Below are 20746 nucleotides of genomic sequence, written 5' to 3' on the forward strand. Positions count from 1 at the left end.
CACCGGGCTATTCTCACCTATCGCACCAGTGCAGAAAACACCTCTGCCACCGCGACCGCCCCCGGATCCATCACGCCGTCCAGATTCTCTTTATTCACATACGACGAGCGCCCTGCTCCGGCTTTCGCCATTTTCGCCGTTGCCTCTGCCCCCTGCTGTGCCGCCTGCGCCGCTGACTGAAGATCTTTTTTCTGCAACGCCTCCAGCGCCGGCTGTAGCGCGTCGATCAGGGTACGATCGCCGAGATCTGCCCCGCCGTACTGCTTCATCTGCGCCAGCCCGCCGAGCAATGCCTCCGGTAGCGGCAGTCCATCGTGAAGCTTTTGCCCGGCCGCGGTGAAGAAGATCGACATCAGCACCCCGCTCGATCCGCCCATCACCGTGGCCAGCCGCTCGCCCACCAGCAGCAGCAGCGTCGATACGTTATCAAGCGGGAGCTTGCGATCCTCCAGCCGCTGCGCAATATCCCGCGCGCCTTGCGCAAAGGTAGAGCCGGTATCACCGTCGCCCACTTTGGCATCCAGCGCGTTCAGTCGGTTTTCCAGCTGGAGCAGCGTGCTGGTCACCGTGGAGACATATTCGCCCACCCGCAGATTGTCCGACGGGGTGTATTCCACGCGATCGTGGATGGCGCTATGCGCCACGGTGCGCAGTGGCGCAAACGCCACGGGCTTCTGCCAGCCCAGCGTCTCGACCTCGGCGTGAATCGCCTTTTCGAAGAAATCATTAAGCTTCAGAAGCGTGAGCGAAAAGCCCTTCATGTCCAGCGCGCTCACCAGCGGCGCGGGGCCTATCAGGTACGCGATCTCCTCTTTCAGCGCCGAATGCGCCAGCTCTTTGGTCAGCAGCGCCATTTCGAGCGCCGATACGCCGCCAAGATTGTTAATCAATACCGCAAACCGCCCCTCACCCGCCTGCGCGCGTAGCGGCGTCACCAGCGTGTCGATAATGGCTTTGCTGTTCTGCGTATCCACGACGGACGCCCCCGGCTCGCCGTGAATGCCCAGACCCAGCTCAACATGGCCTTGCTTAATGCGCCCCTCTTCCTCGTCGCTGCCCGGCAGGTTGCAGGTTTGCATCGCGACGCCCAGGCTCCAGAGGTTGTCGCAGGCCTGTTGCGCAATATCCCGCACTTCACTCAACGATTTCCCGTGCTCCGCCGCATAGCCCGCAATCTTATGCACCAGTGCCGTACCGGCAATACCGCGCGGCTGTTTGTTATCCGGCAGCGCGATATCGTCCGCCACGATCACCATCTCCACCTTCAGGCCGTAGCGTTTGGCCTTTTCTGCCGCCAGGCCAAAGTTCAGGCGATCGCCGGTGTAGTTTTTGACGATCAGCAGACAGCCGCGATCGCCCGTGACCGCCACAATGGCATTCAGCACCGCATCCACGCTCGGCGAGGCAAACAGATCGCCACACACTGCCGCCGTCAGCATCCCTTTGCCGACAAACCCGGCGTGCGCGGGTTCGTGGCCTGAACCGCCGCCGGAGATCACCGCTACGCGGCTTTTGTCCCAGTCGCCGCGCGCGACGATCCTGATGGCCGGATCGATATCAAGTTTGACGAGGTTTGCGTGTGGCGCAGAAAGCAGTATGCCTTCAATGGCATCGTTGACCAGCTGTTTGCGATCGTTAAAGAAGAATCTGGACATAGTTTCCCACTATTTTGTGAACCGTATGCAAAAGCATAGTCCGCACTGGATAATGCGCCGCAAAGTCAGGAATTTACTCAACCAAATTGCTATCAGGTTGCCTATACTCCACCCAGGACAAAGAGAGGAAGCGCATCATGAGTACACCATTGTTAATTGCCCGGACGCTGGAAAAAGAGCTGTATTTACTGCCCGCGATGGCGAACCGCCACGGTCTGATCACCGGAGCGACCGGGACGGGGAAAACCGTCACCCTGCAAAAGCTGGCGGAATCGCTTTCGGAGATTGGCGTACCGGTCTTTATGGCTGACGTGAAAGGCGATTTAACCGGTGTGGCTCAGGAAGGGACGGCCTCTGAAAAACTGTTCGAACGGCTGAAGAATATTGGCATCACGGACTGGACGCCGCATAACAATCCGGTGGTGGTGTGGGATATCTTTGGTGAGAAAGGCCATCCGGTGCGTGCCACCGTCTCCGATCTCGGCCCGCTGCTGCTGGCCCGTCTGCTTAACCTCAACGACGTGCAGTCCGGTGTGCTGAATATTATCTTCCGCATTGCCGACGATCAGGGACTGCTGCTGCTTGATTTTAAAGATCTGCGCGCCATTACCCAGTACATCGGCGATAACGCCAAATCCTTCCAGAACCAGTACGGCAATATCAGCAGCGCCTCGGTGGGCGCCATTCAGCGTGGGTTGCTGACCCTGGAGCAACAGGGTGCCGAACACTTCTTCGGCGAGCCGATGCTGGATATCAAAGACTGGATGCGCACCGACAGCAGCGGCAAAGGCATCATCAACATTCTGAGCTCCGAGAAGCTCTACCAGATGCCAAAGCTCTACGCCGCCAGCCTGCTGTGGATGCTCTCCGAACTGTACGAGCAGTTACCGGAAGCGGGCGACCTGGAAAAACCGAAGCTGGTGTTCTTCTTTGACGAAGCGCACCTTCTGTTTAACGACGCGCCGCAGGTATTGCTGGATAAAATTGAACAGGTCATTCGCCTGATCCGCTCCAAAGGGGTCGGCGTCTGGTTTGTTTCACAAAACCCGTCGGATATCCCGGATAACGTGCTCGGCCAGCTTGGTAACCGCGTGCAGCACGCCCTGCGCGCCTTTACGCCGAAGGATCAAAAAGCGGTGAAAGCCGCCGCGCAAACCATGCGCGCCAATCCTGCCTTTGATACCGAAGCGGCGATTCAGGCGTTAGGCACCGGTGAAGCGCTGATCTCGTTCCTGGATGCGAAGGGCAGCCCGTCCGTGGTGGAACGCGCCATGGTGATCGCGCCCTGCTCGCGCATGGGGCCGGTTACCGACGATGAACGTAACGGCCTGATTAACCACTCTCCGGTTTACGGGAAGTACGAAGACGAGGTGGATCGCGAGTCCGCGTTCGAGATGCTGCAAAAAGGGGTGCAGGCGACCACCGAATCGCAGGATGCGCCTGCCGCTAAAGGGCAGTCTGTCGCCGTGGATGACGGTATTCTCGGGGGGCTCAAAGACATTCTGTTCGGCAGCACCGGGCCGCGCGGCGGCAAGCGCGACGGCGTGGTACAAACCATGGCGAAAAGCGCGGCGCGACAGGTCACCAATCAGATAGTGCGCGGCATGCTGGGGAGTCTGTTAGGCGGCCGTCGCCGGTAGACGGGGAATCCACGGGCGGCCAAGCGCCGAACCCTGCACGCCGTTCTCCTGCAGATAACGGTCGATTTCCACCATCCCCGTCCAGCGGTTCTCACACCATAGCGGTGCCAGAAGCGTTGGACGGCGGGCGCTGGCCGAGATGCGGTGGTAGACGATTTCCGGCGGCGTGTGGCGAATCATCTCCCCCGCCGTCACCGTATAGTCCTCAAGCTCAATTCCGCTTAACCGCCCCGCTTCCCAGGCTTTCGCCATAATGCTTCCCGTAACGATATGCAGCGGGTGCAGCTTAATGCCGTCCACACCGGTTTCTACCACCTTTTCCAGCGTTTCAAGGCCATGCTGTTGACCTTCTCCAGGTAACCCAACAATCAGGTGTGAACAGACCTTCAGCCCCCGCTCACGGGCCAGGCGCGTGGTGCGCTGGTAGCAGGCGAAATCATGGCCACGGTTAATGCGGTGCAGGGTTTTGTCGTGCGCGGTTTGCAGGCCCAGCTCCAGCCAGATCTCGTAGCCTTGTTCTTTGTACTCGCTGAGCAGGTCCAGCACCGCGTCCGGCACGCAGTCCGGGCGCGTGCCCACGCACAGCCCAACGATGTTAGCCTGGCTGACGGCCTGCTGATACATAGCGCGCAGCACCTGCGCCTCCGCCCACGTGCTGGTGTAGGCCTGGAAATAGGCCAGATACTGCTTCGCGCGGTTCACCAGGCTGGCCTGATGGGCGAGCTGTTCCGCGATAGATTTATGCTGCTGGGCTTCGTCAGCAAAGGACGCTACGTTACAGAAGGTGCAGCCGCCGCGCCCGAGGGTGCCATCGCGATTCGGGCAGCTAAACCCGCCGTGCAGCGTCAGCTTATGAACCTTTTGCCCGTACCGCTGCAAAAGATCCCCACCAAACATATTGACTAATTTCTGTAACTGCATAATCTGATAGACCGTCCCGGAGAAAGGGGACAAGCCTGCCACTTTTAGCCTCTGTCGGCGATGACTTGGATCAATCGCCCTGGACGGCCTTTATCTATATGAATAAATACTCAGGATTACTGCAATTTCATTCACGCTACCCGTGATTACTTTTCCTTATGTTCTGATTGTTTTTTTCATTTATAGCGCCACCATTGAAAAACAGTGGCTTTATGCGGGTTCGCAGTCAATGCCAGATTATTATTCTGCTATAAAACGGCTATTCAGCACGCTACATTGATAATACCGCTTTCATATAGTGAGTCAGATCACACTCCGCTACGTCCTGTCAGGGCATGCAATCAATGTAAAAATAGTTAAATACCCTTTAATTACAATTACATAAACTCTCTTTAGCACATTTTTGTATAAATAAGATTGCCATTTGACCTGTGTACCAATTCCCGATAAGTTGGAAATCCGCTGGAAGCTTTCTGGATGAGCGGCCTGCTCATCATATTTATGCAGTAATTGAGATTCCCTCTGAAGCAAGTCCTCAAACTTGTTTACCTGCGCGAAAGGATGAAAAAAGAGGGCGAATGCGAGGTCCGCGTATGAAACGCAAACCCCGTCGCCATGCTCTTTCTGTGCCTGTGCGCCACGGTAAAGTTCAGTGGGAAGCCCGACGAGCCTGGGGAGGTTCACTGATATGTTGTACGATAAATCCCTTGAGAAGGATAACTGTGGTTTCGGCCTGATCGCCCACATAGAAGGCGAACCTAGCCACAAGGTAGTGCGTACTGCTATTCACGCACTGGCCCGAATGCAGCACCGTGGCGCTATTCTTGCCGACGGTAAAACCGGCGACGGTTGCGGCCTGCTGCTGCAAAAACCGGATCGTTTCTTCCGCATCGTGGCGGAAGAGCGCGGCTGGCGTTTAGCCAAAAACTACGCTGTCGGCATGCTGTTCCTGAACCAGGATCCTGAAAAGGCTGCCGCCTCACGCCGCATCGTCGAAGAAGAACTTCAGCGTGAAACCCTGTCGATTGTCGGCTGGCGCAATGTGCCAACCAACGAAGGGGTGCTCGGTGAAATCGCCCTCTCCTCGCTGCCTCGTATTGAACAGATTTTCGTTAATGCGCCTGCGGGCTGGCGTCCACGTGATATGGAACGCCGTCTGTTTATCGCCCGCCGCCGCATTGAAAAACGTCTCCAGGACGATAAAGAGTTCTACGTTTGTAGTCTCTCTAACCTGGTGAACATCTATAAAGGTCTGTGTATGCCGGCTGACCTGCCGCGCTTCTACCTGGACCTGGCGGACCTGCGTCTGGAATCGGCCATTTGCCTGTTCCACCAGCGCTTCTCCACCAACACCGTTCCACGCTGGCCGCTGGCTCAGCCGTTCCGCTATCTGGCGCACAACGGCGAGATCAACACCATCACCGGTAACCGCCAGTGGGCCCGCGCCCGTACCTATAAGTTCCAGACGCCACTGATCCCTGACCTGCACGATGCCGCGCCGTTCGTGAACGAAACCGGCTCTGACTCCAGCTCAATGGATAACATGCTGGAACTGCTGCTGGCAGGCGGGATGGACATCGTGCGCGCCATGCGTCTGCTTGTGCCACCGGCCTGGCAGAACAACCCGGATATGGACCCCGAGCTGCGCGCGTTCTTCGACTTTAACTCCATGCACATGGAGCCGTGGGACGGCCCGGCGGGCATCGTCATGTCCGACGGTCGCTTCGCTGCCTGTAACCTGGACCGTAACGGTCTGCGTCCGGCACGCTACGTCATCACCAAAGACAAGCTCATCACCTGCGCCTCTGAGGTCGGTATCTGGGATTACCAGCCTGACGAAGTGGTCGAGAAGGGCCGCGTCGGCCCGGGCGAGCTGATGGTTATCGACACCCGCGGTGGGCGCATTCTGCACTCAGCCGAAACCGATCACGATCTGAAAAGCCGCCATCCGTACAAAGAGTGGATGGAGAAGAACGTACGTCGCCTCGTGCCGTTCGAAGATTTATCGGATGAAGAAGTGGGTCGTCGCGAACTAGACGACGATATGCTTGCGAGCTTCCAGAAACAGTTTAACTACAGCGCGGAAGAGCTGGATTCCGTCATCCGCGTACTGGGTGAAAACGGTCAGGAAGCGGTCGGCTCCATGGGTGACGATACCCCGTTTGCCGTGCTATCCAGCCAGCCGCGCATCATTTACGATTACTTCCGTCAGCAGTTCGCGCAGGTCACCAACCCGCCGATCGACCCGCTGCGTGAAGCGCATGTGATGTCGCTGGCGACCAGCATCGGTCGCGAGATGAACGTCTTCTGCGAAGCCGAAGGCCAGGCGCACCGTCTGACCTTTAAATCGCCGATCCTGCTGTACTCCGATTTCAAACAGCTCACCACCATGAAAGAGGAGCACTACCGCGCCGACACGCTCGATATTACCTTCGACGTGACCGAAGCGAGCCTCGAAGAGACGGTGAATGCGCTGTGTGACAAAGCCGAACAGATGGTGCGTAACGGTACCGTTCTGCTGGTGCTGTCCGACCGCAATATCGCGAAAAACCGTCTGCCGGTGCCTGCCCCGATGGCGGTTGGCGCTATCCAGACGCGTCTGGTCGATAAGAGCCTGCGCTGCGACGCCAACATCATTGTTGAAACCGCAAGCGCCCGCGACCCGCACCACTTTGCCGTGCTGTTAGGCTTCGGCGCGACGGCGATCTACCCGTACCTGGCCTACGAAACGCTGGCACGCCTGGTGGATACCCGCGCGATCGATAAAGATTACCGCGCGGTGATGCTGAACTACCGTAACGGCATCAACAAAGGTCTGTACAAGATCATGTCCAAAATGGGCATCTCGACCATTGCCTCCTACCGCTGTTCGAAGCTGTTTGAAGCGGTCGGCCTGCATGACGAGGTCGCCAACCTCTGCTTCCAGGGCGTGGTCAGCCGCATCGGCGGCGCCGGTTTTGCTGACTTCCAGCAGGATCTGGTAAACCTGTCCAAACGCGCCTGGCTGGCACGTAAGCCGCTGGATCAGGGCGGTCTGCTGAAATACGTCCACGGTGGCGAATACCACGCCTATAACCCGGACGTGGTGCGCACGCTGCAGCAGGCGGTTCAGAGCGGCGAATACAGTGATTACCAGCAGTACGCTGAGCTGGTAAATAACCGTCCTGCGGCAACGCTGCGCGACCTCATTGCCCTGAACCCGGGTGATGAAGCGGTCAGCATTGACGAGGTTGAGCCTGCATCCGAACTGTTCAAACGCTTCGATACCGCGGCGATGTCCATCGGCGCGCTGAGCCCGGAAGCCCACGAAGCGCTGGCGGAAGCCATGAACAGCATCGGCGGCAACTCCAACTCCGGCGAAGGCGGTGAAGACCCTGCGCGTTACGGCACCAACAAAGTGTCCCGCATCAAGCAGGTGGCATCCGGTCGCTTTGGCGTGACGCCTGCGTACCTGGTCAACGCCGACGTGATCCAGATTAAAGTCGCTCAGGGTGCTAAACCGGGCGAAGGCGGTCAGCTGCCGGGTGATAAAGTTACCCCGTACATCGCCAAACTGCGCTATTCCGTGCCGGGCGTGACGCTGATCTCCCCGCCGCCGCACCACGATATCTACTCTATCGAGGACTTAGCGCAGCTGATTTTCGACCTGAAGCAGGTCAACCCGAAGGCGATGATCTCCGTGAAGCTGGTTTCCGAACCGGGCGTCGGCACCATCGCCACCGGCGTGGCGAAAGCCTATGCGGATCTCATCACCATCGCCGGCTACGACGGCGGTACCGGCGCTAGCCCGCTCTCCTCCGTGAAATACGCGGGCTGCCCGTGGGAGCTTGGCCTGGTGGAAACCCAGCAGGCGCTGGTGGCTAACGGTCTGCGTCACAAGATCCGCCTGCAGGTGGACGGTGGCCTGAAAACCGGCCTCGACATCATCAAAGCGGCGATCCTCGGCGCGGAAAGCTTCGGCTTCGGTACCGGCCCGATGGTTGCGCTCGGCTGTAAATACCTGCGTATTTGCCACCTGAACAACTGCGCAACCGGCGTGGCTACCCAGGACGAGAAGCTGCGTAAGAACCACTATCACGGTCTGCCGTTCAAAGTAACCAACTACTTTGACTTCATCGCGCGCGAAACCCGCGAGCTGATGGCGCAGCTGGGCGTTAAACGCCTGGTGGACCTGATTGGCCGCACTGACCTGCTGAAAGAGCTGGAAGGCTTCACGGCGAAGCAGCAGAAGCTTGAGCTGTCTAAGCTGCTGGAAACCGCGCAGCCGCATCCTGGCAAAGCGGTTTACTGCACCGAGAACAACCCGCCGTTCGATAACGGCGTGCTGAACGCGCAGCTGCTGCAGCAGGCGAAACCGTATGTGGACGAGAAGCAGAGCAAAACGTTCTGGTTTGATATCCGCAACACCGACCGCTCCGTGGGCGCCTCCCTTTCCGGTTACATCGCGCAAACGCACGGTGACCAGGGGCTGGCAGCGGATCCGATTACCGCGCACTTCAGCGGTACCGCGGGTCAGAGCTTCGGCGTATGGAACGCAGGCGGCGTTGAGCTGTACCTGACTGGCGATGCCAACGACTACGTCGGTAAAGGCATGGCAGGCGGTCTGCTGGCGGTACGTCCTCCGGTCGGCTCAGCCTTCCGCAGCCATGAAGCCAGCATCATCGGTAACACCTGCCTGTACGGCGCGACCGGCGGTCGTCTGTTCGCAGCAGGTCGTGCGGGCGAGCGTTTTGCAGTGCGTAACTCCGGTGCTATCACCGTGGTGGAAGGCATTGGCGATAACGGTTGTGAATACATGACGGGCGGGATTGTTTGCGTAATGGGTAAAACCGGCGTGAACTTCGGCGCAGGCATGACGGGCGGTTTTGCCTACGTCCTGGATGAAGACGGTGAGTTCCGCAAACGCGTGAACCCGGAACTGGTGGAAGTGCTGGACGTTGATACGCTAGCTATCCATGAAGAACACCTGCGCGGCTTGATTACCGAACACGTGCAGCATACCGGTTCTTCGCGCGGCGAAGAGATCCTGGCGAACTGGCCGGCGTTCTCTGCGAAATTCGCGCTGGTTAAGCCGAAGTCCAGCGATGTTAAAGCCCTGTTGGGTCACCGTAGTCGTAGCGCAGCAGAGCTGCGCGTGCAGGCGCAGTAAGGAATTCAGATGAGCCAGAACGTATACCAGTTTATCGACCTGCAGCGTGTTGATCCGCCAAAGAAACCGCTGAAGATCCGCAAAATTGAATTTGTTGAAATCTACGAGCCGTTTTCAGAAGGCCAGGCCAAAGCGCAGGCAGACCGCTGCCTGTCCTGCGGTAACCCTTACTGCGAATGGAAATGTCCGGTACACAACTACATCCCGAACTGGCTGAAGCTGGCCAATGAAGGGCGTATTTTTGAAGCCGCCGAGCTGTCTCACCAGACCAATACCCTGCCGGAAGTGTGCGGCCGCGTGTGTCCTCAGGACCGTCTGTGCGAAGGCTCCTGTACGCTGAACGACGAGTTCGGTGCGGTGACCATCGGCAATATCGAGCGCTATATCAATGATAAAGCGTTCGAGATGGGCTGGCGTCCGGATATGACCGGCGTGAAGCAAACCGACAAGCGCGTGGCCATCATCGGTGCGGGCCCGGCGGGCCTGGCCTGTGCGGACGTGCTGACCCGCAACGGCGTGAAGGCGGTGGTCTTTGACCGTCATCCGGAAATCGGAGGTCTGCTGACCTTCGGTATCCCGGCCTTCAAGCTGGAAAAAGAGGTCATGACCCGTCGCCGTGAAATCTTCACCGGCATGGGCATTGAGTTCAAGCTGAACGTGGAAGTGGGCCGCGACGTGCAGCTCGACGACCTGCTGAAGGATTACGACGCCGTGTTCCTCGGCGTGGGCACCTATCAGTCCATGCGCGGCGGTCTGGAGAACGAAGATGCGCCAGGCGTGTTTGACGCGCTGCCGTTCCTGATTGCCAACACCAAGCAGATCATGGGCTACGGCGAAACCGCCGATGAGCCGTTCGTCAGCATGGAAGGCAAACGCGTGGTGGTGCTGGGCGGCGGTGATACCGCGATGGACTGCGTGCGTACCTCCATTCGTCAGAATGCGGCACACGTGATCTGCGCCTACCGTCGCGATGAAGAAAACATGCCGGGCTCTAAACGCGAAGTGAAAAACGCGCGTGAAGAGGGCGTGGAGTTCCAGTTCAACATCCAGCCTCTGGGTATTGAAGTGAATGCCAACGGTAAAGTGAGCGGCGTGAAGATGGCGCGCACTGAGATGGGGGCACCGGATGCGAAAGGCCGTCGTCGCGCCGAGATCGTCGCCGGTTCTGAACACGTGATCCCGGCCGATGCCGTGGTGATGGCGTTCGGTTTCCGTCCTCACAGCATGGAGTGGCTGGCGAAGCACAGCGTCGAGCTGGATTCGCAGGGCCGCGTGATTGCGCCAGAAGGCAGCGATAACGCTTTCCAGACCAGCAACCCGAAAATCTTCGCCGGTGGCGATATCGTTCGCGGTTCCGACCTGGTGGTGACGGCGATTGCCGAAGGCCGCAAGGCGGCTGACGGTATACTGAACTTCCTGGAAGTGTAAAAAAAAACAGGCCCGATTGGGCCTGTTTTTTTATTTCACGACGCGAAGTGCCGGACGACCACCGCGCGGAGGCGGATCGTCATCTGGGTCATTGTCGTCGTGATGATCGGGTTTATCGCCATCAATAAGTGACATCACCGTGTCGCTTTCGCGCTCATCGGATGCGTTGTCATCATTCAGGCTGGCAACATCTTCATCATACGCCGCTTCCGGCTCGAACATGGTACCCGCACCGTTTTCACGCGCGTAGATAGCCAGCACGGCTGCCAGAGGTACGGAAACCTGACGCGGCACGCCGCCGAAACGCGCGTTGAAGCGCACTTCATCGTTTGCCAGCTCCAGGTTACCCACCGCACGCGGCGCGATGTTCAGTACGATCTGTCCGTCACGCGCGTATTCCATCGGAACCAGCACGCCCGGCAACGTCACATCCACAACCAGGTGCGGCGTGAGCTGGTTATCCAGCAGCCATTCATAGAAGGCGCGCAGCAGATACGGACGGCGTGGGGTAAGTTGTGACATTTCCACAGTCATTAGCCTCGGCCGAGACGCATTTCACGTTCCGGTTCAGTTAAAGATGCCAGGAAAGAGTCGCGTTCAAATACGCGAGTCATATAGCCCTTCAGCTCTTTCGCGCCAGGACCGCTGAACTCTACGCCCAGGGTTGGCAGACGCCACAGCAGCGGTGCCAGGTAGCAATCCACCAGGCTGAACTCATCGCTCAGGAAGAACGGTTTCTGACCAAACACAGGCGCGATTGCCAGCAGCTCTTCACGCAGCTGCTTACGCGCAGCGTCGGCTTCAGAAGCGGAACCGCTGACGATAACGTTCATCAGCGAGTACCAGTCTTTTTCGATACGCTGCATGTACAGGCGGCTTTCACCACGCGCGACAGGGTAAACAGGCATCAGTGGCGGATGCGGGAAACGCTCATCCAGATATTCCATAATGATACGGGATTCCCACAGGGTCAGCTCGCGATCCACCAGCGTCGGTACGCTTTGGCTCGGGTTGAGATCGATCAGATCCTGAGGCGGGTTATCCTTTTCCACATGCTCGATCTCAAAACTGACACCCTTCTCGGCCAGCACGATACGAACCTGATGGCTATAAATGTCAGTAGGACCAGAAAACAGCGTCATTACCGAACGTTTGTTGGCAGCGACAGCCATGAAAACCTCCAGGTATATTCAGAATTTTTACTGCTACCAGCCCAACAGGGGCCAGCCAGATGTTGTATCGCCCATCCCAGAGAAAACACATTGTTCAAGAAACGAACAAAAATCGAGTATTCACCGATATTTGGGCAGAAAATTGGATGATAGTTTACCAGATTTTGATGGCTTTGTGGTGAGGGGATTCTGGAAATGTGGAAAAAGAGAAGATATATGCATGGAGATTGTGGATAACCTGCGCATTATCCATAAAAAAACCCGCCGAAGCGGGTTTTTCGCCAATCGTTCTGCGTAAGCAGAATGGATTAACGTTTGGAGAACTGTGGACGACGACGTGCTTTACGCAGACCCACTTTCTTACGTTCAACCTGACGCGCGTCACGAGTAACGAAGCCAGCTTTACGCAGTTCAGAACGCAGGGATTCGTCGTACTCCATCAGAGCGCGGGTGATACCGTGACGGATCGCACCTGCCTGACCGGAGATACCACCACCTTTAACGGTGATGTACAGATCCAGTTTTTCTACCATATCAACCAGTTCCAGCGGCTGGCGAACTACCATGCGGGCAGTTTCGCGACCGAAGTATTGTTCCAGAGAACGCTGGTTGATTACGATTTTACCACTGCCCGGTTTGATGAAAACGCGAGCTGCGGAACTTTTGCGGCGACCAGTGCCGTAGTATTGATTTTCAGCCATTGCCTATAATCCCGATTAGATGTCAAGAACTTGCGGTTGCTGTGCCGCGTGGTTGTGCTCGTTGCCTGCGTAAACTTTCAGTTTACGGAACATAGCACGACCCAGCGGGCCTTTTGGCAGCATGCCTTTAACCGCGATTTCAATCACACGCTCAGGACGGCGGGCAATCATCTCTTCAAAGGTCGCTTCTTTGATACCACCGATGTGGCCGGTGTGGTGATAGTACACTTTGTCAGTACGCTTGTTGCCGGTTACAGCAACTTTATCAGCGTTCAGAACGATGATGTAATCACCGGTATCAACGTGCGGAGTGTATTCCGCTTTATGCTTACCGCGCAGGCGACGAGCCAGTTCAGTAGCCAGACGGCCCAGAGTTTTACCGGTCGCGTCAACAACATACCAGTCGCGCTGTACGGTTTCTGGTTTAGCTGTAAAAGTTTTCATTAAAAGCTTACCCAAATAAATAAGTTACACGTTGGTGAACACCCAAACGTTTAGTCAGTTGAGGCTCACACGACAAAGTCCGGCAAACCTACCCCTTCGAATAGCACATGCCGACACATAGAAAGTTTTGGGAAAAAAACCTTCTCGTAACGTGGGGTCGCAAGATTATAGAGAAGTTGAGGTCAAAGATCGACCCTTAAATGCGATTTGGAATGGGTTTTTCGGGGTTAGATATTGTGCGGTCTGGTGCCCTCACCCCCAGCCCCTCTCCCACAGGGAGAGGGGGGCATTTATGGCATATGCTCCAGCTTCAGGTATTCCTCGCTCTGCATCTCCTGCAGGCGCGACAGGCAGCGCTGGAACTCAAACTTCAGCCGCTCGCCCTGGTAAATCTCATATAAAGGTACCTCGGCGCTGACCACCAGCTTGACGTGGCGCTCATAAAACTCGTCCACCAGCGCAATGAAGCGCCGTGCTTCGCTCTCCATCAGCCGCGTCATCACCGGTACATCCAGCACCATCACGGTGTGGAACAGACGCGAAATCGCAATGTAGTCGTGCTGGCTACGGGCATCCACGCAGAGCGTCGTAAAGGAGACCGCCAGCGTTTGGTTTTCGACGCCAAGGGTGGGGAGCGGACGATGGTTAATCTCGAGTTCCGGGGCGTGTTCACGTTTTGCTCCCGCCAGCGCCAGCCAGAGTGTATCCATCTCGCGGGTGGTCTCTGCATTTAACGGCGAAAGCCACAGGTGCGCCTGGGTCAGCGTGCGCAGACGATAGTCAACACCGGCATCGACGTTCATGATGTCGCAGTGCTGCTTGAGGGCATCGATGGCGGGCAGGAAGCGTGCGCGCTGCAGGCCGTTACGATAGAGCTCATCCGGCGGGATATTCGACGTGGCCACCAGCGTGATCCCGCGGGCAAATAGCGCTTTCATCAGGCCGCCTAACAGCATGGCATCGGTGATGTCGGACACAAAAAACTCGTCGAAGCAGAGCACGTCGGTTTCCGCCTTGAACCTGTCGGCCACAATCTCCAGCGGATCGCTCTTGCCCTGCAGTGCGGTCAGCTCTTCATGCACCCGCAGCATAAAACGATGGAAGTGCAGACGCTGTTTACGTGCGCCAGGCAGGCTCAGATAGAACAGGTCCATCAGCCAGGTTTTTCCGCGACCGACCCCGCCCCACATATATAAACCGCGCACCGGCGCGTGAGCCTGTGGCGCTTTTTTACCGAGCAACCGCCCAAACGCCGCCTTTAACCCACCGTTCTGTTCGACTTCAGCGGGTTTTGCCGTGAGCTCCTGGTAAATCATCTCCAGACGGTTTACCGCCTCACGTTGAACGTCATCAGGCTGATGAGTGCCCTCGTTTAGGGCCAGTTGATATCGCGATGCAGGGGACAGGTTTTGCATAATCTTATTGTTATTCCTTCAATTAACGCTCACCAGCAGACGTGACTGATGAAAAAAAGGCCGTTCTACACTACGCGATGATACGTCAGGATTCCACTTCTGCAGAAATAGCGGTTATAGTGGCATTATCAGGCACAGGCAGGAGCCGAGCCAACACCCTACGGAACAACAAGACAACGGGAGAAGTTCATGACCTGGGAATATGCGCTAATCGGTTTAGTCGTCGGCATCGTTATCGGTGCTGTGGCCATGCGTTTCGGTAATCGCAAATTGCGTCAGCAGCAGTCACTGCAGTACGAACTGGAAAAGAACAAAGCCGAGCTGGAAGAGTATCGCGAAGAGCTGGTCAGCCATTTTGCCCGTAGCGCCGAGCTGCTGGACAACATGGCAACCGACTACCGTCAGCTGTACCAACATATGGCAAAAAGCTCCAGCAGCCTGCTGCCGGAAATGACCGCGGAAACCAACCCATTCCGCAACCGTCTGGCTGACTCTGAAGCCGGTAACGATCAGGCGCCCGTTCAGATGCCTCGCGACTATTCTGATGGCGCGTCCGGCCTGCTGCGCGGCGGTGTTAAACGCGATTAATCGCACAACCTGAATTTATTTTACGGGCGCAGCGATTGCGCCCGTCCTTTCTTGATGACCCCAGCTATCATTTAGTTAAACACCTCATTGTTCAGCGGTTTAAAATTCAATAACATCAACGTGTTTTTAGGGCCGTTTTTCCTTTATTCCAGGTTACGAGAGTCAACATCGATGAAGAAAAAAAACCAGCTGTTGAGCGCTATCGCGTTAAGTGTCGGGTTATCTCTCTCGGCGTCCGTCCCTGTATTCGCCGCCATCCCCTCCCAGGTGCCTGGCCAGGCGGCCATTCCAAGCCTCGCGCCCATGCTGGAAAAAGTGTTGCCTGCGGTCGTCAGCGTTCAGGTTGAGGGCACCGCAGTACAAAGCCAACGCGTCCCTGAAGAACTGAAAAAATATTTTGGCGATGAGTCTCCGGACCAGCAGGCGCAGCCTTTTGAAGGCCTGGGCTCTGGCGTCATTATTGATGCGTCAAAAGGCTATATTCTCACCAACAATCACGTCATCAGCCAGGCCGATAAAATCAGCGTCCAGCTGAACGATGGCCGCGAATTTGATGCCAAACTGATCGGCGGCGATGACCAGAGCGACATCGCGCTGCTGCAGGTGCAAAACCCAAGCAACCTGACCCAGATTGCCATCGCGGACTCGGACAAACTGCGCGTCGGCGATTTTGCCGTCGCCGTGGGCAACCCCTTTGGTTTAGGGCAGACCGCGACTTCCGGGATCGTCTCGGCGCTCGGGCGCAGCGGCCTCAATCTGGAAGGGCTGGAAAACTTTATCCAGACCGATGCCTCAATCAACCGTGGGAACTCCGGCGGGGCATTGCTCAACCTTAACGGCGAGCTGATTGGGATTAACACGGCGATTCTGGCCCCGGGCGGCGGCAGCATCGGAATCGGTTTTGCTATCCCCAGCAATATGGCCAAAACGCTGGCGCAGCAGCTCATCCAGTTCGGTGAAATCAAACGCGGGCTGCTGGGTATTAAAGGGATGGAGATGAGCGCGGATATCGCAAAAGCGTTCAACATCAACGTGCAGCGCGGGGCGTTTGTCAGTGAAGTGCTGCCAAACTCCGGCTCGGCAAAAGCGGGCGTGAAGTCGGGTGATGTGATCGTCAGCCTGAACGACAAGCCGCTGAGCAGCTTTGCTGAACTGCGTTCGCGGATTGCCACAACGGAACCTGGCGCCAAAGTGAAGCTGGGCCTGATACGTGACGGTAAGCCGCTTGACGTTGAAGTGACGCTGGATAAGAGCACCTCTTCCTCGGCCAGTGCGGAGCTTATCGCCCCGGCGCTGCAAGGGGCTACGCTGAGCGATGGGCAACTGAAGGACGGTACGAAAGGCATTAGCATCGACACCGTCGAGAAGAGCAGCCCTGCGGCACAGGCTGGATTGCATCAGGATGACGTGATCATCGGTGTCAACCGCAATCGCGTGCAGTCCATTGCCGAACTGCGCAAGGTGCTGGAAAGTAAACCGGCGGTTATTGCCCTGCAGGTCATGCGTGGCAATGAGTCCATCTATATTCTGTTGCGCTAAGCATTTGCGACCCGGACATCACCGTTGCGTGTGATGTCCGGAAAACTCATGTTATGCTGCAAATCGTTCCTATTTTAACGACACGCGCATCATGCTTTTAAAGCTCTTACGTTCTATTGTCATCGGTTTGATTGTCGCTGGCCTGCTGCTGCTGGCGCTGCCGTCATTACGTCAGTTCAATAAACTGTCGGCTCCCCAGTTCGATAGCGCGGATGAAACCCCGGCCACCTATAACCAGGGCGTCCGCCGTGCCGCACCTGCGGTGGTTAACGTCTATAACCGTGGCCTGAATGCTTCAGCCCATAACCAGCTGGAGATCCGTACCCTCGGCTCCGGCGTGATCATGGACGAGCGCGGCTACATTATTACCAACAAGCACGTGATTAATGATGCCGACCAGATCATCGTCGCCCTGCAGGATGGCCGCGTGTTTGAGGCGTTACTCGTTGGATCTGACAGCCTGACCGACCTGGCCGTGCTGAAAATTAACGCCACGGGCGGTTTGCCGGTCATCCCAATCAACCGTAAACGTACGCCGCATATTGGTGACGTCGTACTGGCTATCGGTAACCCTTACAACCTGGGCCAGACCATCACCCAGGGGATCATCAGCGCGACCGGTCGTATCGGTTTGAACCCCTCCGGGCGGCAGAACTTCCTGCAAACCGATGCCTCAATCAACCACGGTAACTCCGGTGGTGCGCTGGTCAACTCGCTGGGCGAACTGATGGGCATCAACACCCTCTCGTTTGATAAGAGTAACGACGGTGAGACGCCGGAAGGGATCGGCTTTGCCATTCCGTTCCAGCTGGCGACCAAAATTATGGATAAACTGATCCGCGACGGACGCGTGATCCGCGGCTATATCGGTATCGGCGGGCGCGAAATTGCGCCGATGCACACCCAGGGCGGCGGTATCGATCAGATTCAGGGCATCGTGGTTAACGAGGTGGCACCAGGAGGTCCGGCGGCTAACGCAGGGATTCAGGTAAACGATGTCATTGTGTCAGTCAACGGCACGCCAGCGGTCTCCGCGCTGGAGACGATGGACCAGGTGGCAGAAATTCGCCCGGGTTCTATTATCCCTGTTGAGGTCATGCGCAACGACAAGAAACTGACGCTGCACGTAACGATTCAGGAATACCCGGCCACTAACTGACAGGCATAAAAAAACGGAGCGATAAGCTCCGTTTTTTTTACCGGGAGACGGTTCGTTTTACTTGTTAACGAACTCTTCGCCCAGGGTGATATCTTTCTTCAGCGTATCCAGCATGCCTTCCATCGCGTGTTTTTCAAACGCGCTCAGCGTACCAATTGATTTATGCTCTTCGATACCGTTTTTACCCAGCAGCAGCGGCTGAGAGAAGAAGCGAGCGTGTTCGCCATCGCCTTCAACGTAAGCGCATTCAACAACGCCTTTCTCGCCCTGCAGAGCGCGAACCAGTGACAGACCAAAACGTGCAGCCGCCTGGCCCATAGACAGGGTCGCAGAACCGCCACCCGCCTTCGCTTCCACCACTTCGGTGCCCGCGTTCTGGATGCGTTTAGTCAGGTCAGCCACTTCCTGCTCGGTGAAGCTCACACCTGGGATCTGCGACAGCAGAGGCAGGATGGTGACGCCAGAGTGACCGCCGATGACCGGAACTTCCACTTCTGTTGGCTGTTTGCCTTTCAGCTCAGCAACAAAGGTGTTGGAACGGATGATATCCAGCGTGGTCACGCCGAACAGTTTGTTTTTGTCGTAAACACCCGCTTTCTTCAGCACTTCTGCCGCGATAGCCACGGTGGTGTTCACCGGGTTAGTGATGATACCGATGCATGCTTTCGGGCAGACTTCTGCAATCTGCTGCACCAGGTTTTTCACGATGCCCGCATTGACGTTGAACAGGTCTGAACGATCCATGCCTGGCTTACGCGCCACGCCTGCAGAAATCAGCACCACGTCGGCACCCTGCAGTGCAGGACGTGCATCTTCACCGGAGAAGCCTTTGATTTTTACAGCGGTCGGGATGTGGCTCAGGTCAACCGCCACACCTGGGGTTACCGGGGCAATATCGTACAGGGAGAGTTCTGAGCCTGAAGGCAGTTGGGTTTTCAGTAGTAGGGCAAGCGCCTGGCCGATACCACCAGCAGCGCCGAGGACTGCGACTTTCATCCTAAACTCCTTATTATGGTTAACTTAAGTATCTGTAAATCCGTTGCGGCGACCATAATTCAGCAAGTAAATAATTACAATTTTCGTAGCTAAAGAATTTGAGGTCACGCGACTTTATCTCTCATCAGAAGACTATCTGAGGACAGAGGGCAACGCTTTAAGAGGTGGTTACAATACACCCTGCCCCGCCACCAAAACAACATCATTTTGATAACATTTAATTTACTTTTAAGCTTATTTGCGCGGCGTGACCCAGGCATGTTTTCTGATAACGAAATCTGATAAAATCACTCCCTTTCATAACATTATTTCAGCCTACCGCTGGGTAGATAATTTGCATAAAAATTCATCCACATGCATAATAATGTTGTTTCTATCGTCATATTCCGGGTGACTTATGCGAAGCTCGTCTAAGCAAGAAGAATTAGTAAAGGCGTTTAAGGCGCTACTCAAAGAAGAGAAATTCAGTTCTCAGGGAGAAATTGTTCAGGCGCTGCAGGAACAAGGCTTCGATAACATTAACCAGTCGAAAGTCTCCCGCATGTTAACGAAATTTGGCGCGGTGCGTACCCGTAACGCCAAGATGGAGATGGTCTATTGCCTGCCAGCAGAACTTGGTGTGCCGACCACCTCCAGCCCGCTCAAGAATCTGGTTCTGGATATCGATCATAACGACGCCGTCGTGGTGATCCACACAAGCCCGGGTGCCGCACAGCTGATTGCCCGCATGCTGGACTCGCTGGGTAAAACGGAGGGTATCCTCGGGACTATCGCCGGCGATGACACCATCTTTACCACACCGGCTAGCGGTTTCTCCGTGAAAGATCTCCACGAAGCGATTCTGGTTCTGTTCGAACAGGAACTCTAATCCCCTCTCCCCGTAGCGCCACTGCGGGGATCGTTCTGCTTCTGCTGCGTTCCCCCCTCTTTTCCACTGCCCTTCACTTTGACAAATAGTGCTTTTTACCACCCATTAACATTCATCTAGTGAATGCCAAATCAAAAAATCGCACAAAAAATCAAATTCAGATATCCATATGATTTAATTAGATATGCCCGCCATAAGTGGACAAAAAACGCCCAATATTATGCAATTTGGTTATAAAAAACAGACTGGTTAACACGTAATAACAAGGGAAACCATTAGTCTGGTATTAATTTTTACCGTTATTAGTGTATACTTGATTTTGTGATGAGGGTCACGAAACAAGACCCCACTAAAAAATTCGACGAGGTAAGAATCATGAAAATCAAATCAACTGTAGCGGCGCTGAGCGTCCTGTCTGTCCTGTCATTCGGTGCTTTCGCGGCTGACGCTATCAATGCTGACCAGGCGCAATCCCGTCAGGCCATCGGTACGGTTTCTGTCGGCGCGGTCGGCACATCGCCAATGGACATGCATGAGATGCTGAACAAAAAAGCGGAAGAACAGGGTGCGTCATCCTATCGCATCATCGAAGCGCGTTCCGGTGACCACTGGCACGCCACCGCTGAGCTGTACAAATAAGTTTTAGTAATAGCTGAAAACGTAAATCTCCACTCAACGGCACCAGGTATAAAAATAGCGGTTCAACCCTTCTCGCCGTTGAGTAAAAAACCCTATTCAGGAGTAAAGACTATGAAAACCAAATTGATCATCGCAACCCTCGGTCTGGCATCTGTTCTCTCTTTCGGCGCAAGCGCAGCCGTACAGCAGGTGAATGCCGACCAGGCACAAAATCTACAGCGTATGGGCAGCATCTCCGTAACGTCTGTCACCGGTTCACCGATGGATATCCGTCATGAACTTGCCGCCAAAGCTGAAAAAGCAGGCGCCAGCAGCTATCGCGTCACCGAACTGAATCAGGGTGACCACTGGCATGCAACGGCAGAGCTGTATAAATAAACCCTCGTCGTATCTCATCATACGACTTGCCCCTGGCCTCTTGGTCAGGGGCTT

17 protein-coding genes are annotated in these 20746 nt (G+C 55.9%); 9 read left to right on the forward strand and 8 right to left on the reverse strand.

Translation table 11 applies throughout. The annotated features are described in order from the left end of the window. Positions 1-17: 17 nt before the first annotated feature. Positions 18-1655, reverse strand: a complete 1638-nt coding sequence (locus GVO84_RS20255; RefSeq protein WP_159515015.1) for a dihydroxyacetone kinase subunit DhaK — start codon at positions 1653-1655, stop codon at positions 18-20. A 137-nt stretch (positions 1656-1792) separates the two neighbouring features. On the opposite strand from GVO84_RS20255, the gene GVO84_RS20260 reads away from it, so the two are divergent. Next, entirely contained in the window at positions 1793-3295 is a 1503-nt protein-coding gene (locus tag GVO84_RS20260; RefSeq protein ID WP_159515016.1) for a helicase HerA-like C-terminal domain-containing protein, read from the forward strand. Here GVO84_RS20260 and GVO84_RS20265 read toward each other — a convergent pair. After that, positions 3275-4216: a TIGR01212 family radical SAM protein gene (locus GVO84_RS20265; RefSeq protein WP_159515017.1), complete on the reverse strand. Its 942-nt coding sequence runs from the start codon at positions 4214-4216 to the stop codon at positions 3275-3277. The genes GVO84_RS20260 and GVO84_RS20265 overlap by 21 nt on opposite strands. 688 nt (positions 4217-4904) lie before the next feature. Between GVO84_RS20265 and gltB the strand changes: the two genes are divergently transcribed. Continuing rightward, on the forward strand, positions 4905-9365 hold the full coding sequence (gene gltB / locus GVO84_RS20270) for a glutamate synthase large subunit (protein WP_159515018.1): 4461 nt from the start codon (positions 4905-4907) through the stop codon (positions 9363-9365). 9 nt (positions 9366-9374) lie between these two features. Continuing rightward, positions 9375-10793 (forward strand): glutamate synthase subunit GltD, encoded by a 1419-nt coding sequence (gene gltD / locus GVO84_RS20275; RefSeq protein ID WP_121424788.1) that lies wholly within the window; start codon positions 9375-9377, stop codon positions 10791-10793. 30 nt (positions 10794-10823) lie between these two features. Here gltD and sspB read toward each other — a convergent pair whose 3' ends face one another. From sspB to zapE, 5 genes are all read right to left on the reverse strand, one after another. Further along, positions 10824-11321 (reverse strand): ClpXP protease specificity-enhancing factor, encoded by a 498-nt coding sequence (gene sspB / locus GVO84_RS20280; protein WP_024906337.1) that lies wholly within the window; start codon positions 11319-11321, stop codon positions 10824-10826. Between the two features lie 5 nt (positions 11322-11326). Next, positions 11327-11965: a stringent starvation protein SspA gene (sspA, locus tag GVO84_RS20285; RefSeq protein WP_023333624.1), complete on the reverse strand. Its 639-nt coding sequence runs from the start codon at positions 11963-11965 to the stop codon at positions 11327-11329. A 308-nt stretch (positions 11966-12273) separates the two neighbouring features. After that, entirely contained in the window at positions 12274-12666 is a 393-nt protein-coding gene (gene rpsI / locus GVO84_RS20290; protein WP_003860436.1) for a 30S ribosomal protein S9, read from the reverse strand. Between the two features lie 15 nt (positions 12667-12681). Then, positions 12682-13110 (reverse strand): 50S ribosomal protein L13, encoded by a 429-nt coding sequence (gene rplM, locus GVO84_RS20295; protein WP_006178824.1) that lies wholly within the window; start codon positions 13108-13110, stop codon positions 12682-12684. Positions 13111-13400: 290 nt separating this feature from the next. Beyond that, on the reverse strand, positions 13401-14525 hold the full coding sequence (gene zapE, locus GVO84_RS20300; protein ID WP_159515019.1) for a cell division protein ZapE: 1125 nt from the start codon (positions 14523-14525) through the stop codon (positions 13401-13403). A gap of 189 nt (positions 14526-14714) precedes the next feature. Between zapE and zapG the strand changes: the two genes are divergently transcribed. The 3 genes from zapG to degS all read left to right on the forward strand — a co-directional run bounded on the left by zapG (position 14715) and on the right by degS (position 17811). Then, a complete protein-coding gene (gene zapG / locus GVO84_RS20305) occupies positions 14715-15113 on the forward strand; it encodes a Z-ring associated protein ZapG (protein ID WP_008502832.1) in 399 nt (132 codons plus the stop codon). A 171-nt stretch (positions 15114-15284) separates the two neighbouring features. After that, positions 15285-16652, forward strand: a complete 1368-nt coding sequence (degQ, locus tag GVO84_RS20310; RefSeq protein WP_159515020.1) for a serine endoprotease DegQ — start codon at positions 15285-15287, stop codon at positions 16650-16652. A 91-nt stretch (positions 16653-16743) separates the two neighbouring features. Beyond that, positions 16744-17811 (forward strand): outer membrane-stress sensor serine endopeptidase DegS, encoded by a 1068-nt coding sequence (degS, locus tag GVO84_RS20315; RefSeq protein ID WP_159515021.1) that lies wholly within the window; start codon positions 16744-16746, stop codon positions 17809-17811. A 57-nt stretch (positions 17812-17868) separates the two neighbouring features. On the opposite strand, the gene mdh is transcribed toward degS, so the two are convergent. Continuing rightward, positions 17869-18807 (reverse strand): malate dehydrogenase, encoded by a 939-nt coding sequence (gene mdh / locus GVO84_RS20320; protein WP_121424792.1) that lies wholly within the window; start codon positions 18805-18807, stop codon positions 17869-17871. Between the two features lie 397 nt (positions 18808-19204). Between mdh and argR the strand changes: the two genes are divergently transcribed. The 3 genes from argR to yhcN (GVO84_RS20335) all read left to right on the forward strand — a co-directional run bounded on the left by argR (position 19205) and on the right by yhcN (GVO84_RS20335) (position 20692). Next, the gene (gene argR / locus GVO84_RS20325; RefSeq protein WP_023309388.1) at positions 19205-19675 is read left to right on the forward strand and encodes a transcriptional regulator ArgR; all 471 of its coding nucleotides are present in this window, start codon (positions 19205-19207) and stop codon (positions 19673-19675) included. Positions 19676-20050: 375 nt separating this feature from the next. Continuing rightward, positions 20051-20314 carry a peroxide/acid stress response protein YhcN gene (gene yhcN, locus GVO84_RS20330; RefSeq protein ID WP_023333629.1) on the forward strand — a complete coding sequence of 88 codons (264 nt, stop codon included), beginning with the start codon at positions 20051-20053 and terminating at the stop codon, positions 20312-20314. 111 nt (positions 20315-20425) lie between these two features. After that, entirely contained in the window at positions 20426-20692 is a 267-nt protein-coding gene (gene yhcN / locus GVO84_RS20335) for a peroxide/acid stress response protein YhcN (RefSeq protein ID WP_023333630.1), read from the forward strand. Positions 20693-20746: the final 54 nt, after the last annotated feature.

Source organism: Enterobacter sp. SM3, assembly GCF_009811935.2.
Taxonomy (GTDB): Bacteria; Pseudomonadota; Gammaproteobacteria; order Enterobacterales; family Enterobacteriaceae; genus Enterobacter; species Enterobacter asburiae_D.

Coding starts and splice junctions, on each gene's coding strand:
- GVO84_RS20255 (WP_159515015.1), bottom strand. CDS start 1,655: ATGTCCAGATTCTTCTTTAACGATCGCAAACAGCTGGTCAACGATGCC.
- GVO84_RS20260 (WP_159515016.1), top strand. CDS start 1,793: ATGAGTACACCATTGTTAATTGCCCGGACGCTGGAAAAAGAGCTGTAT.
- GVO84_RS20265 (WP_159515017.1), bottom strand. CDS start 4,216: ATGCAGTTACAGAAATTAGTCAATATGTTTGGTGGGGATCTTTTGCAG.
- gltB (WP_159515018.1), top strand. CDS start 4,905: ATGTTGTACGATAAATCCCTTGAGAAGGATAACTGTGGTTTCGGCCTG.
- gltD (WP_121424788.1), top strand. CDS start 9,375: ATGAGCCAGAACGTATACCAGTTTATCGACCTGCAGCGTGTTGATCCG.
- sspA (WP_023333624.1), bottom strand. CDS start 11,965: ATGGCTGTCGCTGCCAACAAACGTTCGGTAATGACGCTGTTTTCTGGT.
- rpsI (WP_003860436.1), bottom strand. CDS start 12,666: ATGGCTGAAAATCAATACTACGGCACTGGTCGCCGCAAAAGTTCCGCA.
- rplM (WP_006178824.1), bottom strand. CDS start 13,110: ATGAAAACTTTTACAGCTAAACCAGAAACCGTACAGCGCGACTGGTAT.
- zapE (WP_159515019.1), bottom strand. CDS start 14,525: ATGCAAAACCTGTCCCCTGCATCGCGATATCAACTGGCCCTAAACGAG.
- zapG (WP_008502832.1), top strand. CDS start 14,715: ATGACCTGGGAATATGCGCTAATCGGTTTAGTCGTCGGCATCGTTATC.
- degQ (WP_159515020.1), top strand. CDS start 15,285: ATGAAGAAAAAAAACCAGCTGTTGAGCGCTATCGCGTTAAGTGTCGGG.
- degS (WP_159515021.1), top strand. CDS start 16,744: ATGCTTTTAAAGCTCTTACGTTCTATTGTCATCGGTTTGATTGTCGCT.
- mdh (WP_121424792.1), bottom strand. CDS start 18,807: ATGAAAGTCGCAGTCCTCGGCGCTGCTGGTGGTATCGGCCAGGCGCTT.
- argR (WP_023309388.1), top strand. CDS start 19,205: ATGCGAAGCTCGTCTAAGCAAGAAGAATTAGTAAAGGCGTTTAAGGCG.
- yhcN (WP_023333629.1), top strand. CDS start 20,051: ATGAAAATCAAATCAACTGTAGCGGCGCTGAGCGTCCTGTCTGTCCTG.
- yhcN (WP_023333630.1), top strand. CDS start 20,426: ATGAAAACCAAATTGATCATCGCAACCCTCGGTCTGGCATCTGTTCTC.